This is a genomic window from Laceyella putida (assembly GCF_042665195.1).
Classification (GTDB): Bacteria; Bacillota; Bacilli; order Thermoactinomycetales; family Thermoactinomycetaceae; genus Laceyella; species Laceyella putida.
The window spans coordinates 1-15543 of sequence record NZ_JBHTBW010000032.1 but is presented as its reverse complement, the minus strand read 5'-3'; the positions used below and the strand labels follow the sequence as shown (position 1 = coordinate 15543).

Here is a 15543-nt window from a genome sequence, read left to right as displayed (position 1 = left end):
TTATCCTTGTGTCAACACGATCAGCATATGGGGGATGTCTTTATCTTTGCTTCAAATTTTCATGCTCAAGGAGTTGCTTCACGTACGGCAACAACTCGTCCCTGATGTCGGAATGCTTGCAAGCGAGCGCGATTTGGGCCTTGAGCCACTCTGTGCGATCACCCACATCATACCGTTGGCCCTTGTAAAAATAACCGTACACCGTTTCTTGTTCAATCAACAGATTGATGGCATCAGTCAATTGGATCTCTCCCCGCCCGTCGGGTTCCACCCGTTCAAGCCATGCCATCAACTCAGGCGGAAAGAGATAGCGGCCGATCGACACCACATTGGAGGGCGTCGGTCCTTGGGGTTTCTCAATCACCTGGCGGCATCTGATCAATTGCGGGTCAGGCGTCTGGCTATACTGAATGGCATTATGTTGGCATAAGAGATGTTCCGGCAAGCGTTCCACCGCCAAGACAGGGGCTTTGACCCGTTCGGCCACGCCGAGCAACTGCTTGAGGCATCCCTCTGTTCCATCAATCACAATATCTCCCAGCATTACGGCAAATGGTTCGTGGCCAACGAAGTCCCGCGCCATCAGAAGGGCATGCCCCGTCCCTTTCAAATCCGTCTGTTCAATAAACCAAATGCGCGGCTCCCCGGCAAAATGAGCCCGAATCACATCAGCCTGATGTCCCACCACAATCGCGATTTCCTCTATGCCCGCTTCCATCGCTTCTTCGACCAGGTATTGCAAAGCGGGACGGTCCACGACCGGCAACATCGGCTTAGGGATAGCCCGTGTCGCCGGAAGCATGCGTTGCCCCAAACCGGCCGCGGGGATGATGGCTTTTTTTAAGCGCATAGACTCCTCTTCACCTTTCGGGATCAATGGTCAACCTCTTTACGCGCTAGCGAATCCAAGTGTCAACCGCTTGTCTTAATTCGTGTAAACGGCGATCCGCATGGTGGGCATCTGTCCCTTTCACAGCGAGGTAAAATTTGATTTTGGGTTCAGTGCCCGAAGGGCGGATCGCTATCCAACTATCATCTTCCAAGATAAACTTTAACACATTGGCTTTGGGCAATTGGTCAATGCCGTGTAAATAATCTTTGGTTTCCTTCACTACGCTTCCGGCAATGGAAAGAGGTGCCTGATTCCGCAGGCTTTCCATGATTGCTTGAATTTTGCGCACACCTTCCACCCCAGTCAGCGTCAAAGAGAGCAATTCCTCTTTATAGTAACCCACTTTGGCAAACAGTTGTTGCAACACTTGGTAAAGCGTCATTCCCTGCGCCTGATAATAAGAGGCCATCTCCGCCGCCAACATGCAGGCTTGCACCGCATCCTTGTCCCGGCAGAAGTCTCCCGCAAGATACCCGTAACTTTCCTCATATCCGAAGAGGAAAGTTTTTTCTCCCGTTTCTTCAAACCGCTTGATCTGTTCTGCGATATATTTGAAGCCGGTCAACGTCTTGAGGGTTTCCACACCGTAATGTTTGGCAATGGCTTCCCCCATGTCCGAAGTGACAACCGTATTGATCACGCATCCGTTCCGCGGCAATGTTCCCTTGCGCGCACGCTCGGACAAAAGATATTCCATCAAGAGCGCACCCAACTGATTGCCGGTCAAGATAACAAACTTCCCCTGGTCGTCACGCACCGCGACCCCGACGCGATCCGCATCGGGATCCGTGCCCATGATCAGTGAAGCATCCACTTGTTCAGCCAATTGGATCGCCAACTTGAACGCTTCATGTTCTTCAGGGTTCGGAGAGGATACGGTCGAAAAATCGGGATCGGGCCGCTCTTGTTCCGGCACGACATATACTTGGGTGAAACCCATGGTTTGCAATATCCGCCTTACTGGTTTGTTTCCAGTGCCATGGAGCGGAGTGTAGACGATTTTCACCTGTCGATGAGATTCATGGGGCTGGTTGATCAACGTTTGCAGGCGATCGTGATAGGCATCATCGATTTCCGCACCGATCACTTGGTACAGCCCCTTTGCTTGCGCATCGGCCAAGTCCGCTTTTTCGACCCGCAACTCATCCGGCACGCTGGAGATTTCATGGATAATCGCATCAGCCAATTTCGTCGCGATCTGCGCCCCATCGGCACCATACACTTTATAACCGTTATACTCCCGCGGGTTATGGCTGGCCGTGATCATGATGCCAGCCGTTGCCCCCAAATGGCGCACCGCAAACGAGAGCTCCGGTGTGGGACGCAATGCGTCAAAAACATAGGCTCTCACCCCATGGCGGGCCAGGACCAATCCCGCCTCTTGTGCCAACTCGGGCGACAGGTGGCGCGAATCGTAGGCGATCACCACCCCTTTCCGTTTCGCTTCCGTCCCTTGTTTCTCTATGTACTGGGCCAACCCTTGGGTCGCTTTGCGGATGGTGTACGGATTGATGCGGTTCGTCCCCGCCCCGATTAAGCCTCGCATGCCGGCGGTGCCAAACTCCAATGCCTTGTAAAAGCGATCTTCTATCTCTGTCTCATCATCAGCGATCTCTTCCAGTTCCTTTTTCCATCTTGGTTCCAAATGTGCGGCGTTTAACCAGCGTTCATATTCCTGTCGATAGTGCGACATCTTTTTCCCTCCTTTTCCCATCTGACGAAAAAAACCTTGCAGCAAAAATTATATCATTCCTTTTTGTATTTCATATGTTGCTGGGGTGTGGTTGGGATGGTTAGCAACCTTAGCGCCTTCTTTATCAGCAGAAAGAGAGAGCGATGGTCGACGCTCTCTCCCCACACCAACGCACGGGATACCAGGCGAAAGAATCTTGCAGCCGGGTCTTCCGCTTTGCAGCCGCCCCGAGCCACTCGCCCCATCACAGCTTCCCTCCGCGATGTAAAACTTTCATCCCATGCTTCTCATGATGATTCATTTGTCTTCATATCCGCGTGGGTGGGCCTGGTGCCATCTCCACGCGCTTTCGATGATGGTTTCCAATTGGTGGTATTGCGGTTTCCACCCCAGCACGGTTTGGGCTTTGTCCGAGGAAGCGACAAGGACGGCCGGATCACCCGCACGGCGTGGGCTCACTTGCGCCGGAATCGGATGCCCCGTCACTTTGCGGGCGATTTCAATCATCTCTTTCACTGAGAATCCCTTGCCGTTTCCCAAGTTGAAGACATCGCTCCGTTCCGTGTTGCGCAAATGCGCCAAGGCCAACCAATGGGCTTGCGCCAAATCCATCACATGAATATAGTCGCGGACACAACTCCCGTCTTCCGTTGGATAATCATCCCCAAAGATGGAGATGTGTTCCCGCTGTCCCAAAGCCACTTGGAGGATGATGGGAACCAGGTGGGTTTCGGGCTGATGGTCCTCACCGATCAAGCCGTCGGGATGGGCGCCGGCCACATTGAAATATCGCAAAGAAATGGATTTCAGCCCGTATGCTTGGTCACACCACCGGAACATCTTTTCCATCGCCAGTTTTGTTTCACCATAAGGATTGGTTGGTTCGGTTGGATCGTCTTCTAGTATCGGCACCCGTTTCGGCTCCCCATACGTGGCCGCCGTGGAAGAGAATATGATTTTTTTCACCCCATGAGCCAACATCGCGGAAACCAAGGTATGCGAAGCCATCAGATTGTTTTGGTAATAATCGAGGGGAATATGGACACTTTCCCCCACCAGCGAATGGGCCGCGAAGTGAATCACCGCTTCAATCTCATGCCGTCCAAAAACCAGATCCAAAAATGCGCGATCGCCGATATCCCCTTCATAGAACGTTCCCCCAAGCACGGCCGCCCGATGCCCGGTCCGCAAATTGTCCACAACCACCACTTCTTCGCCGCGGGCCAATAGTTCCGCTACCGTATGGCTGCCAATATAGCCCGCACCCCCTGTCACCAAAATGGCCATGCGCCGACCTCCTCTTCTGTCATCTCTTTCACTCCATCGCCGATTTCACACTCATAGAACGTGGGAGCGAGTCCCGTTTTTCCTGTGTAATACTGCGTCACTTGTTCTTTGAAACGGGCGACACAGTCCCCTTTCACCAAGCTGACATTGCAGCCGCCGAAACCCGCTCCCGTCATGCGCGTGCCAATGCAGCCCTCCACATGGCTCGCGATCTCATACAACGCATCCAACTCAAGCCCTGTTACCTCATAATTGTCCCGCAAGGATTCGTGCGACTTTCTCATCAGTTCGCCAAACGTCCGCAAGTCATGCTGTTCCAAACTTTGCGTTGCCAAAACCACCCGCTCATTTTCGCTCACCACATGCTCAACGCGTCGTCGAATCACTTCATCGGTCACCGCTTCCCGTACGTTCACCCACTCGGCATAGCTTAAATCGCCCAGGGTCTGAACTCGCGGTAGGCGCTGCCGGATTTGGCTCAAGCCTTCTTCGCACTGTCTCCGCCGCTCATTATATTTGGATTCAGCCAATCCACGCCGTTTGTTGGTATGGGTGATCACCAGTTTATATCCGGCGATATCGATCGGGAAGTAAGCGTACTCCAGCGTATCGCATTTCAATTTGACGGCATGGTTCCGCTTGCCCATCGCGATGGCAAACTGATCCATGATCCCGCACTGGACGCCGATGAATCGGTTTTCGGCCTTCTGCGCCAGCAAAGCCAGCTGAACCGGCGGCACATCGACCCCCGCCAACTTGGTTATCGCCAGCGCGGTCACCAGCAAAATGGAAGCGGAAGAAGACAAACCCGCGCCATTCGGAATGGTGCCGTAATAGAGAATATCGGCACCGCCCAGTCGTTTTGGGATATGTGGAAAAGCCTCTTGCAATGTGCTGATCATCCCTTTGGGATAATTGGCCCAATCATCCCGCGGATCAACCTTCCATTCACCGTCGGCACAATCCACCCCCACAGCGAAGTTAAGCGAACGGAAGCGATACATCCCATCCTCGCGCGGGCTCACCAACGCCCATGTCCCAAAGGTAAGCGCAGCCGGAAAGACATAACCGCCGTTATAATCCGTATGCTCACCGATGAGATTCACCCGGCCGGGAGCAAAAAAGATGCGCAAGCCGTCTTGATGTCCAAAGCATGCTTCAAACTTTGCCCTCAGCTTATCAACGTTCATTTTTTACCCCTTCTTTCTCCAGGAAGCGCGCCAAAGCTTCACGCAGGCGCGGCGCGGTCTCTTCCACCGCTTGTGGGTTGGCGGCGGCCCAAGCCCCCATTTCCGACGAAGCGTAAAATTTGATCTTGTCCTTATCCCGCAGCGGCGGATAAAACTCGATATGGAAGTGATAGAAAGCTTCCACATCATCCCCGTTGACAGGTCGTTGGTGCATCACCATCATGTACGGGAAGAGCCGGTCATACAGTTGGTCCATCGCTCCCGTCACTTTTTTGAGGATATCGGCCAAGTTTCTCTTTTCTCGCGGAGTGAAGTCCGTCAAAGCGGTTTTGTGCGACTTGCTCACAACGAACACGCCATAAGGATAATCGGTGAAAAACGGAATATACGCGATAAAATCCTCGTTTTCGACAATCACCCGCTCAGCAAACGCTTGTTCATGTTGATTCATCTCGCAGAGTAGGCAACGGCCCGTTTCTTCATGATGAAGGCGACAGCTCTCCAGTTCGGTCCGAATCTTCAGCGGCATATGCGAGTAGGCATAGATCTGGCCGTGAGGATGGGGCATCGTCACGCCGCACTCTTCCCCCCGGTTTTCAAATATCATGATGTACTGGTGGTTCGGATCTTGCTCCAATGCGCGATACCGTTCTGTCCACAACTCCACCAGTTCCAGGATATGGTCGACAGAGAGCTCGGGCAGGGTTTGATGATGGTCGGGGGAATACAAAACGACTTCGCATTTCCCAAACGATTTCTTGGTCTTGTACAAGGGCGTGTCCACAGGGTCGGGCTCGGGCGGGTTGGGGCTCAATACCGGGAAATCGTTGTTGTAAGTCATGACCGTGTAATGGTCCGGCACTTTGCCCGAACCTGGACAAAACGGGCAATAATCTTTTGGCATGTGGGGACGGTTTTGGCGGTTGGACGCAACCATCGTCCAATCGCGCAATAAAGGATTGTACCGCAATTCAGCCATGTTCTGTCTCCTCCATCTCGGATCATTGTCAAAAGTACAGCGCTTTCAAAATGACTCATAAATAATTAATTAATTTAATTAACCATATAATAATACGGACTCCGTTTAGGCACAACCTCCTTTTCTGCTCTGCCGCAAGAAAATGGGTTCATTCATGCAGGTAGGCGCGAAGGTAATTTCCAACAATTGCGATTCCAATCGCTTTCCACCGCAGTGTAGAGGTGCCATTTTTGTTTGGTCTTACCCAATCATTTTGTTTTCCGCCCAGCCATTTCCTCTTTAGCCAATCCCATCGCCAGACAGTTGTTTGAACAATAAAAACAACCTCAATTAAAATAATAAATTAACTTTTTCAAATATGTAAACCTTATTTTCAAATAAACCACCCCATCGCATTGCAGGTTCTTTACAGGCAAGTTAAAGAGCATGAAAAAACCCCATTTCCCAACTCAAGTCCGGGAAACAGGGGTTTTCTTTTCACAACACCCCCCTAACAAAAAGGGACGAAACTTTGACTGTCGTTGTTCGGGGATGCCGCCACCCCACTGACAATCTGTCCAACCACTTCCTTGCCTTGCTGAATACAATCCGGCAAACCGACGCCTTTGTAAAAGGATCCCGCCAAATACACTCGCGGCAAGGCGCTCCGCACTTGATGGGTGATTTGTTCCACCCATTGTTGGTGTCCCACCTCATAAGGGGGCCGGGACTCCTTGAAGCGGTGAATAAAGACAAACTCCGGCTCGCCTTTGATGTCCATGGCCCGGATATTGCGCAGGTCTTCGAGAACCATCTCGGCGATTTCCTCATCGGTGCGATGGACGATCCCGTCCGCTTGGGGACGGCCGACAAAACAGCGGAGCAAGGCTTTCCCCGCCGGCGTCGTATGCGGCCACTTTTGATGAAGCCACGTGCAGGCCGTGATGCGCAGGTCGGCCTGACGGGGAACGATAAAGCCCGTTCCTTTTACGGACACTTGCACCCGCTCTCTCGGAAAAGCAAGCGAGACCGTGGCCACCGAGGTGGGTTCCGCCAGGTCGATCGGTTTGAGGTCAAGATAAGGCCGCAACACCTTTCTTGTCACCTGATGGGGAGTGGTGAAAACCACGGAGTGGGCATCGAGCACGGCGCCATCCTTCAATGTGAGCTGATAACCATTCTCCGTTTTCACAAAGCGGGTGATCTCCGCATTTTTTCGCACCTTAACCGCCGGCAAGGACGCTTCGATCCGTTCGACGATCGTGGCGAGGCCGCTACGGACCGTTTGGAACATGCCCTTTCCCCGCTTGGAAGGGGCTTTGGGGCGGGTGTACCTCATGGCTTTGATCAAGCTGCCGTGTTCCATCAAAAGACGGTGATACTGCGGGAAAGTGGCCAGCAAACTGAGATGGTCGATCGGATTACCATACACTCCGGATATTAACGGTTCAATCACCCGGTCCACCATCTCATCGCCAAAGCGCCGGCGGAAAAAGTCTCCGACCGACAAGTCTTCCGCCACAGGTTCAACGGGAAGGAGCAAGTCTTCCAACGCTCTCGCCTTTCCCTCTGTCGACAGGAGCAACGTTTCCAAAAAGGGTTGGAGCTCCGTGGGCATGCCCATGACCGAACCTGCGGGAATGGGGTGCAAATCGCGTTCGTGATAGATATACGCTTGGCCCGTTTCATTGTTGACCAGCTCATGCTCCAAGCCCAAATCAATGGCCAGTTGGGTGGCATGCCGTTTTCTTTCCAAAAAAGAATCCGGCCCTTTTTCGATGACATAACCGTCTCGCCTTAATGTATCGATCTTCCCGCCCAAGCGCGAATCCGCTTCAATCAGAGTAAACTGAAACGGCAACCGTTTGGCTTCGATTTCCCGTTGCAGGTAGTAAGCGACGGACAGGCCGGTGATGCCTCCCCCCACGATCGCGACATGATGAATAGATCGGCTCATTCCTCTGCGATGACTCCTTTTCGTATAAGTTCTTTGCTCAAAATCCCGCTTAAACAAGCGATAAACTCCGGCCGGGCATTGGGCATTGCGGGACGGTAATAGTTTGCCCCCAGCTCATCGGTCACCGCCTTGCACTCGATGTCATTGTCATACAGCACTTCAAGATGTTCCGCCACAAACCCGATGGGGCAGTAAATGAACGAAGTGAACCCTTCCTTTTGGTACAAGTCCCGTGTCAAATCTTGCACATCCGGCCCCAACCAGGGTTCCGGCGTTCTTCCCGCGCTCTGCCAGCCCATCCGGTAGTGGGGAATGGAAACTTTCTCGGCAATCAGTTTGGCGGTTTCTTGCAGTTGTTCCGGATATGGATCCCCCGTCGCCAAGATTTTTTCCGGCAAGCTGTGCGCCGAAAAGATCACCACCGATTTTTCTTTTTCCTGCGCATCCATATCATCAAACAACGCTTTCAAACGATCCGCCCAGTATTGGATGTATGGGGGTTCATCGTGCCAGCTGTCGATGGAATAAAGCGTAATGTCCAGTTCCTTGGCTTTCGCCTGGGCCCGTTCGTTATAACTTTTCACGCTGTAAGTGGAATAGTGCGGAGCCAACACCAAGCTGACGGCCTCCTCAATCCCATCGCGGGCCATGCGTTCCACCGCCTCTTCCACAAACGGGGAAATGTGCTTCAGCCCCAAATATCCCCGAAATTCCAACTGGGGGAAGCGCTGTTGGAGTTCGGCCACGACTTTCTCCACTTGCGCCTCCGTGATTTTGGCGAATTGATTGATCTCACCCACCGCCTCGTAGCGCTCGGTCAACTCATCGAGCAATTCCTGCGGCGGCTTTCTCCCCCTGCGAATGTGCGTGTAATAAGGCTCGATCTCTTCCTTGTTCCGCGGCGTGCCATATGCCATCAGAAGCACCCCGATTTTCTTTCGCTTCACACGACCATCTCCCCGTTTTGATAAGTATAGCGATGAACGAACTCGGTCAATTTCTGCATCGTTTCGACACTGCATTGCGGGAAAATCCCATGTCCCAAATTGAAAATATACCCCGGTTGCCTCATCCCTTCATCCAACACCTGTTTGGCTTTCCGTTCCAATGTTTCCCAGGGAGCCAAGAGCAACGCGGGTTCCAAATTCCCTTGAAGCGCTTTGTTCACGCCGTACTCGGTTCTTGCTTGGGTGATCGTGACACGCCAATCCAAACCGAGGACATCCACCGGCAACTCGTTAAAGGCCCGCAGCAAATGGCCCGTCCCCACGCCAAAGTAAATCAATGGCACACCGGTTTCTTGCAAACGGGTGAAAATGCGGTGCATTGTGGGGAAAATAAACTGGCGGTAATCCGCTTCGCTCACCGCGCCGACCCATGAGTCAAACACTTGAACCGCTTTGGCGCCCGCTTCAATTTGCGCGCGCAGATAAGTGATGGTCATATCCCCCAGCTTATCCATCAACAAAGCCCATGCCTCCGGCTCCGTATACATCATCGCTTTCGTTTTGTGGTAATTCTTCGAGGGACCGCCTTCAATCAGATAACTGGCCAAAGTGAACGGCGCTCCCGCAAAGCCGATGAGTGGGACATGAAGCTGTTCGGTCAAGATTCTCACCGCATCCATGATATAAGGAATGTCTGAAACCGGATCCAATTCTCCCAAGCGACGCACATCTTCCACTCTGCGGATCGGATTGTCTATCACGGGCCCAATGCCGGAACGAATCTCGACTTCGACCCCGATCGGCTTCAATGGCGTAACAATATCGGCGAATAAAATAGCAGCGTCCACTCCCAATTGGTCAACGGGCAGCTTCGTCACTTCCGCGCAGACTTCCGGTATGTAATTCATTTCAAAAAAACTGTATTTCTCTCTGATTTTCCGATATTCTGGTTGATAGCGCCCCGCCTGTCTCATGTACCATACAGGAACGTAAGGCGTGGGCTCTTTGCGGCAAGCCCGCAAAAACGTATCGTTAAATGATGATTTCATCGCATGAAGACCCCTTTTCTCATCCATCGTTGGTAAACAGTCTGCCACTACGGCACATTTGGTAAAACCACATCATTCCATAAGATGATCATTTTTATAGGAAACATCCCCATTTCGCATCATGCGTGGCACCCAACGACATGTGAGAGATTTCACATAAATTCACTTCAGATGCTATAGATGAAACTTGAACCGATGTTGCCGGTTCAAAGAAATAGAGATGCATGTCCAATCTAAACATACGTTTAAATCAAATGTATAGCTCCAAGTTGTAGATGTCAATATCTCAATTCCGTGACAAAATCCCCCTCAGCCGAGGGATGCCAGTGCCGGCGAATTCCCTTTTCACCTTAAACCGCCTCTTCCTTCACTCGCCGGACGACAACTGTGATACAATGCAAGTACAATCCCGCAAAACGTAGGTGATCCGCATGAATCCATTCCCTTCTTGGGATGAATGTGTCAACATGGAACTGGCTTTTTTTCCAATCGGTTCCACAGAACAACATGGCACGCATCTGCCCTTGCATACAGATACCATTATTGCCGCCATTGTCGCGCAACGGTTGGCGGAACGGTTTGTCCCGGCTTATGTGGTGCCGGCACTCCCTTATTCCGCTTCCTTTGAACATAGCGGTTTTCCCGGTTCCCTCTCACTAAGGGTAACCACCATCACCGCGGTTGTGCAGGATGTGATTCATTCATTGGAGCGCTCCGGCATCCCCCGATGCGTCATCATCAATGGGCACGGCGGCAATATGCTACTCGGCAATATCGCGCAGGAGCTCAACGCGCATGGACATCGGGTCATGCTGGCTCCAACGCGCAAACATTGGGAACGGGCTTACGAGCAAGCGGGCATCTCGGTCAACCTGAGCCAAGATATGCATGCGGGTGAAGCGGAAACCTCCTTGCTCATGCACTTGTTCTCCAGTGGCGTCGTCAAAACGGACAAATTGATCGACGTGGACGCCCCCCACCGTCCGCTTTTGGAAGTGGTGGGGATGGAAGCTTTCACCCCAACCGGAACAATCGGTTTCCCTTCCCGGGCTTCTGCGAACAAGGGAAAAGCACTCCTGAACGCATTGGTTCGGGAAATCGCCCTGTCCGTGGAAGAGTTTTTGGCTTTGGAATAAAGGCGGCGATCCGCATGAAAAAGGCACCTTCTTTAAGAAGACGCCGGGATAATGATAAACCCTGGAGGAGGAAGATTTTTGAAAGCGGAGTGACTGGGAGCTGTTAATCAAGCGGAGTGCCGAACGAAGGAGGAAAGCAGGCAACCCCTAAGAACGACAGTGACTTTGCCTGCGCCGGAGTTCGGCGACGAAGCTACTTCCCGATCTGGCGACCAAGGAACGAAGACTCAAAAATCGACCTCCCGTTCCACTTTGTCAGCAAGCGAAGGCGCCTTCCTTAAGAAGACGCCTTCGCTTGCTTTGCTTTTTTCCCATTCATTATCCAATAGACCGCACTTAACGACCCGATCCAAACCAGACCGGTGACAATCGCATACATCCAAGCCGCATCGAGTAGCATGGTCAACAGGATGGCCGCAAGCACACCCGCTCCGGTCAGGGCTGCCCAGGACAGCTTGTGTGCTGTCTGCCGTCTGTAACAAAAATACGTCACAAAAATAATGATCCACGTGAAAATGCCGCCAAAGATCGAAATGCCAAACATCGTGTTATACGCTTTTGGTGTCAATAGATTGAGCAACACGGCGACTCCCAAGCCAAAGGAAGAGGCTGTCAGCGCATGGAGGGGAACGCCTTTGTCGTTCACCTTCCCCCATGCCCGTGGGGCGAAGCCACTTTGCGCCAACGAAAACATCATGCGTGTGCAGGCGTAGAGATTGGCGTTCATGGTGGACATCGCCGCCGTCAAGATGATCACGTTCATTACCCCCGCCGCAAACGGAATATCCAGATGCTCCAACACCTTGACGAACGGGCTCTGTTCGACCGTTTCCCCGCCCACTTGATCCCACGGAACCACAGCAAGCATCACGGTCATCGCCAAGACGTAGAAGAGAATGAGCCGAAGCACCAACCATTTCATCGAACGCATCAACACTTTTTTCGGTTGTTTGGCCTCTCCCGCGGTGACGGCCACGATCTCCGTTCCCATAAAGCTGAACGTGGCCATCACGATTCCCATCCAGATGCCCGACCAGCCATGGGGAATAAACCCTCCCTGCGCTTGCAGGTTGCTCATGCTACGCGACGGATCGCCAAAGATGAGGATACCGCCAAGCACGATAAACCCGACAATGGCCAGCACCTTGATCGAAGAAAACCAATACTCAAACAAGCCAAAGCTTTTCACCGACATGGCATTGACAATAAAAATGATGAAGGCGAATAAGACCACCCAGATCCATGTCGGCACGGCGGGAAACCACATCTTCATATAGAGGCCCACGGCTGTGGCTTCTCCACCGACAGTAATCGCATTGGCCGCCCAATACGTATATCGCACCAAATAACCAAACCACGGCCCCAACACTTTTTCGGCATGAATCCCAAACGATCCCGCCGTGGGATAAACCATGGACATCTTCGCCAAACAATAAACCATCATCACCACGATCACCGCGGTGCCAAGATAGCTTAGGATCACGGCCGGACCGGCATAATGGATCGAAAGGCTGGATCCCATAAACAATCCAGTGCCAATGGCGCTTCCCAAGCCAATCATCACTAACTGTCGGTCAGTCAATTCCCGCTTGAGAATATCTTCGTTCTGACCGGCCTGAACTCTGCTCAAACTCAACTCAACCACCCTATTCTCCTTTTTTCGGTTCGTTGCACAACGAACACCTTCAGCCATTTTAACTCATATTAATTTTATCTATCAATATAAAAAAGCTCCCAACACGGGAGCTTACCTTTATGACGAATAACGTTTGCGGCGATAATGCCGATCCGAAGATGAATAACGCCGGCGATGGGAAGAAGAGTAACTGTGGCCCCGATGGCGATGATAATCGGAAGAAGAGTAGCGGCGACGGCGTTTCCGTTTGGATGAGGAGAAAAAACCGAACAAGCCGCAGTAATATTTTAACGCCTCCAAATCGTCCGTCAACTTCTCTTTATGGGCAACCGCTTGATTGGTGTGGAAAAAGCGGCCAACATCCACAATCTTCACCTGGCCGTCTTGATTGACCATGATGTTGTTCAGATGCAGGTCATCGGGAATTATGCCTTCCGCGTAACAACGCTCAACCGCCTCTTCAATCTGGTTAAACAGGCGCTCGTTTAACTTCTCACCCGCTTTGAGGGCTTGGCCCAACGTATATCCGCTCACCTTGTCCACAATCATGAACTGGTCTTCTTTATAGTGCAGCGCCGGAAAAGCGGCATGCCCCGAGAGCCGGGTTAACAGGTCCGCATCTTCTTTTTCGCTGTAATCCGGTTTAAACACTTTGACAGCATAATTTTCAAATTCATACACTTTGCCGCTTAAGCCTTCGCCAAGCAAACGATGCCGCTGGTCAATTTCTCCATTCGCAATGATTGAGCCGAGGTGTTCTACAACGGCCGGATCGATCGAGAAAGCATGTCGGTCCATCTGAGGGTCCCCTTTCAGGATTCCAATATTTGTTCCAATTGTACGCTTTCCCGACACGATTATGACATAAACGCGTTTGAACGGAAATTAACAAATCGTTCACGTTGCGACCCGCCAAAGGATTCAACGGAAAACGGTTTTGGAGCCGTCGACATATTTATCAGGCCCGGCTTGTCCTGCTCCGATAACAAGAGTATGTATTCGCACAACTTTGAACTTAACAACACCCTCTCACATTGCCGTGTAGAATTCACATAATTGTTTTGAGTATACACACTATAACATTCGAATATATATTTTATTGTGTCGAATAGCAAAACAATGACACATATTACAACACAAAAACAACGCCCTCTCTTACTCAATTTATAAATCATCTTCGTTTTGATTATCCATTCTGATAATATATATATAAACCCAGTGTATTGTTCGGATAGTATTAACGAGAAAATAAGGAAAGGGATCCAATATCAGAACCATTCTGAAATAGTAATTGAAATAAAAAGGAGCATTCATTATTTATGAACAGCGAGCGTTGCGACGTTTTTTGTTATGACGAAGTAAAAGTAGAGCGGCTGCACACTGACATAGCCAAAGTGGACTTCACTGAAACAGCCCAACTTTTTAAAGCTTTGTCTGATCCAACCCGATTAAAAATTGCCTATTGCTTGTCATGTGAAAAAGAACTGTGCGTTTGCGATATTGCCCACATCATTGATTCTTCGGTTGCCACCGCTTCACACCACGTACGTTTACTCAGGAATATGGGTTTAGCAAAGTACAGAAAAGAAGGCAAGTTAGTTTTCTATTCACTTACTGATGAACACATTAAACAACTTGTTCAAATCGCTTTTGAGCATCAAAATTGTTAACCAATGCCTATCAAGCTTACAGCATGTACGTTTAAAACTCATATCTCTTCACCTACTTTTTAGCCCCTGCTTATGACTTGGTCATAAGCAAGGGCTTTTTTTAGTTTTTGAGACTCCACACGGCTGAAGCCGTGGGATTCTTGGATAGTGAATGTCCTCAATCCATTTCTGCTTTGGACAACTTCCAAGTTCAGGGCTGTCTCATCAGCCCATCCCATACAGTTCTACAACATCGTTGCATGTACCCATATGGGCGGCGTACCTATGACCAGTACGCTAGGCGGCGAGTCCGGATATCGCCTTACCTATATTGATTGCTCCGTTTAAGTCTGCATGGCAGGTATAGCCACACCACTTACACTGGAAGCGAAGCCCCTTTCGATTCGCTTTTTCATGATGACCACATTTGCAGGTTTGACTGGTATATTCCGCTTTGACTTCTTCAAAGCGGATCCCACCATCTCCGCTTTATAGCGGATGAATTCTTTGAGTTGGTAGAACGCCCATGAGTGAAGATTTCTCCCTGCTTCTTTTTTAGATTTAGCTCTGTTGCGAATGTCGGTCAAGTCTTCCATGCGAATGACACCCACACCGTGGGTGAGTGCATAGTTGACAATGTGCCGACTGATCCGATGGTTCTGATTTTTCATCCAACGGGATTCTTTATTCTTTGACTTCTTCATTGCTGAAAGTTTCTTGGTTTTGCCCCGTTTTCTACGCCTAGCTGAATAGCGTCTGCGAGTATAAGCACATTCATTTCCTTTAAAAAAGAGAGACTGGGTTCCCACACTGGCTACAGCTAAGTAGCGCAGACCTAAGTCTACTCCCATCGCTTTTTGATCTTGGCTTTTCTGCACATCAAATGAGATGGCAATAGCCAGAACCCATTTCTGTTTCTTCTTGTAGAGCTTTCCGGCTCCTTGCTGGCAGTGCCCGCTATGATTCGTTCTAACCATGCTTGTTGAAAGGGCGAGCCACTACAGGAACGCCAACCTTCTTTTCTAGAGTGGGAAAAGCAACCGTGTAAAAAGCTCCCGCTTTCTCTATTTTTAGATTCTGATTATTAAAGCAACACCACATCTTCTTAAAGGTCTTCGCTTCTTGATTTTTCATTTGGGACTTCACCTC

Annotated in this window: 13 protein-coding genes and 1 pseudogene; 2 read left to right on the top strand and 12 right to left on the bottom strand. The window is 50.8% G+C overall.

Going from position 1 to position 15543, the window contains the following annotated elements; translation table 11 throughout:
• Nucleotides 1-40: 40 nt before the first annotated feature.
• From ACFQNG_RS11125 to hemE, 9 genes are all read right to left on the bottom strand, one after another.
• Entirely contained in the window at nt 41-850 is an 810-nt protein-coding gene (locus ACFQNG_RS11125) for a UTP--glucose-1-phosphate uridylyltransferase (protein ID WP_379865011.1), read from the bottom strand.
• 46 nt (nt 851-896) lie between these two features.
• On the bottom strand, nt 897-2585 hold the full coding sequence (locus ACFQNG_RS11120; RefSeq protein WP_379865009.1) for a phospho-sugar mutase: 1689 nt from the start codon (nt 2583-2585) through the stop codon (nt 897-899).
• A 53-nt stretch (nt 2586-2638) separates the two neighbouring features.
• Entirely contained in the window at nt 2639-2830 is a 192-nt protein-coding gene (locus tag ACFQNG_RS11115; protein WP_379865007.1) for a hypothetical protein, read from the bottom strand.
• A 52-nt stretch (nt 2831-2882) separates the two neighbouring features.
• Nucleotides 2883-3872, bottom strand: coding sequence for a UDP-glucose 4-epimerase GalE (gene galE, locus ACFQNG_RS11110; protein ID WP_379865006.1), 990 nt, complete (start codon nt 3870-3872; stop codon nt 2883-2885).
• Nucleotides 3857-5062: a galactokinase gene (locus ACFQNG_RS11105; RefSeq protein ID WP_379865003.1), complete on the bottom strand. Its 1206-nt coding sequence runs from the start codon at nt 5060-5062 to the stop codon at nt 3857-3859. Before ACFQNG_RS11105 ends, galE begins: the two co-directional genes overlap by 16 nt.
• The gene (gene galT, locus ACFQNG_RS11100; RefSeq protein ID WP_379865001.1) at nt 5052-6041 is read right to left on the bottom strand and encodes a galactose-1-phosphate uridylyltransferase; all 990 of its coding nucleotides are present in this window, start codon (nt 6039-6041) and stop codon (nt 5052-5054) included. The genes ACFQNG_RS11105 and galT overlap by 11 nt, the downstream gene beginning before the upstream one ends.
• 490 nt (nt 6042-6531) lie before the next feature.
• A complete protein-coding gene (gene hemY, locus ACFQNG_RS11095) occupies nt 6532-7977 on the bottom strand; it encodes a protoporphyrinogen oxidase (RefSeq protein ID WP_379864998.1) in 1446 nt (481 codons plus the stop codon).
• Nucleotides 7974-8924: a ferrochelatase gene (gene hemH, locus ACFQNG_RS11090; RefSeq protein ID WP_379864996.1), complete on the bottom strand. Its 951-nt coding sequence runs from the start codon at nt 8922-8924 to the stop codon at nt 7974-7976. Before hemH ends, hemY begins: the two co-directional genes overlap by 4 nt.
• Nucleotides 8921-9973, bottom strand: a complete 1053-nt coding sequence (gene hemE / locus ACFQNG_RS11085; protein ID WP_379864994.1) for a uroporphyrinogen decarboxylase — start codon at nt 9971-9973, stop codon at nt 8921-8923. The genes hemH and hemE overlap by 4 nt, the downstream gene beginning before the upstream one ends.
• Before the next feature lie 431 nt (nt 9974-10404).
• On the opposite strand from hemE, the gene ACFQNG_RS11080 reads away from it, so the two are divergent.
• Nucleotides 10405-11109, top strand: a complete 705-nt coding sequence (locus ACFQNG_RS11080; protein WP_379864992.1) for a creatininase family protein — start codon at nt 10405-10407, stop codon at nt 11107-11109.
• A 277-nt stretch (nt 11110-11386) separates the two neighbouring features.
• On the opposite strand, the gene ACFQNG_RS11075 is transcribed toward ACFQNG_RS11080, so the two are convergent.
• The gene (locus tag ACFQNG_RS11075; protein ID WP_379864990.1) at nt 11387-12754 is read right to left on the bottom strand and encodes an amino acid permease; all 1368 of its coding nucleotides are present in this window, start codon (nt 12752-12754) and stop codon (nt 11387-11389) included.
• 108 nt (nt 12755-12862) lie between these two features.
• Nucleotides 12863-13543 carry a protein kinase domain-containing protein gene (locus ACFQNG_RS11070; protein ID WP_379864989.1) on the bottom strand — a complete coding sequence of 227 codons (681 nt, stop codon included), beginning with the start codon at nt 13541-13543 and terminating at the stop codon, nt 12863-12865.
• Nucleotides 13544-14064: 521 nt separating this feature from the next.
• Between ACFQNG_RS11070 and ACFQNG_RS11065 the strand changes: the two genes are divergently transcribed.
• On the top strand, nt 14065-14415 hold the full coding sequence (locus ACFQNG_RS11065) for an ArsR/SmtB family transcription factor (protein WP_379864987.1): 351 nt from the start codon (nt 14065-14067) through the stop codon (nt 14413-14415).
• A 276-nt stretch (nt 14416-14691) separates the two neighbouring features.
• Here the strand turns inward: ACFQNG_RS11065 and ACFQNG_RS11060 are convergent.
• A pseudogene (locus ACFQNG_RS11060) lies at nt 14692-15543 on the bottom strand (RNA-guided endonuclease TnpB family protein); the annotation flags it as partial.

Bases quoted from the DNA above. Each gene is read 5' to 3' on its own strand.
- ACFQNG_RS11125 (WP_379865011.1), bottom strand. From the start codon at position 850: ATGCGCTTAAAAAAAGCCATCATCCCCGCGGCCGGTTTGGGGCAACGC.
- ACFQNG_RS11120 (WP_379865009.1), bottom strand. From the start codon at position 2,585: ATGTCGCACTATCGACAGGAATATGAACGCTGGTTAAACGCCGCACAT.
- ACFQNG_RS11115 (WP_379865007.1), bottom strand. From the start codon at position 2,830: ATGGGGCGAGTGGCTCGGGGCGGCTGCAAAGCGGAAGACCCGGCTGCA.
- galE (WP_379865006.1), bottom strand. From the start codon at position 3,872: ATGGCCATTTTGGTGACAGGGGGTGCGGGCTATATTGGCAGCCATACG.
- ACFQNG_RS11105 (WP_379865003.1), bottom strand. From the start codon at position 5,062: ATGAACGTTGATAAGCTGAGGGCAAAGTTTGAAGCATGCTTTGGACAT.
- galT (WP_379865001.1), bottom strand. From the start codon at position 6,041: ATGGCTGAATTGCGGTACAATCCTTTATTGCGCGATTGGACGATGGTT.
- hemY (WP_379864998.1), bottom strand. From the start codon at position 7,977: ATGAGCCGATCTATTCATCATGTCGCGATCGTGGGGGGAGGCATCACC.
- hemE (WP_379864994.1), bottom strand. From the start codon at position 9,973: ATGAAATCATCATTTAACGATACGTTTTTGCGGGCTTGCCGCAAAGAG.
- ACFQNG_RS11080 (WP_379864992.1), top strand. From the start codon at position 10,405: ATGAATCCATTCCCTTCTTGGGATGAATGTGTCAACATGGAACTGGCT.
- ACFQNG_RS11070 (WP_379864989.1), bottom strand. From the start codon at position 13,543: ATGGACCGACATGCTTTCTCGATCGATCCGGCCGTTGTAGAACACCTC.
- ACFQNG_RS11065 (WP_379864987.1), top strand. From the start codon at position 14,065: ATGAACAGCGAGCGTTGCGACGTTTTTTGTTATGACGAAGTAAAAGTA.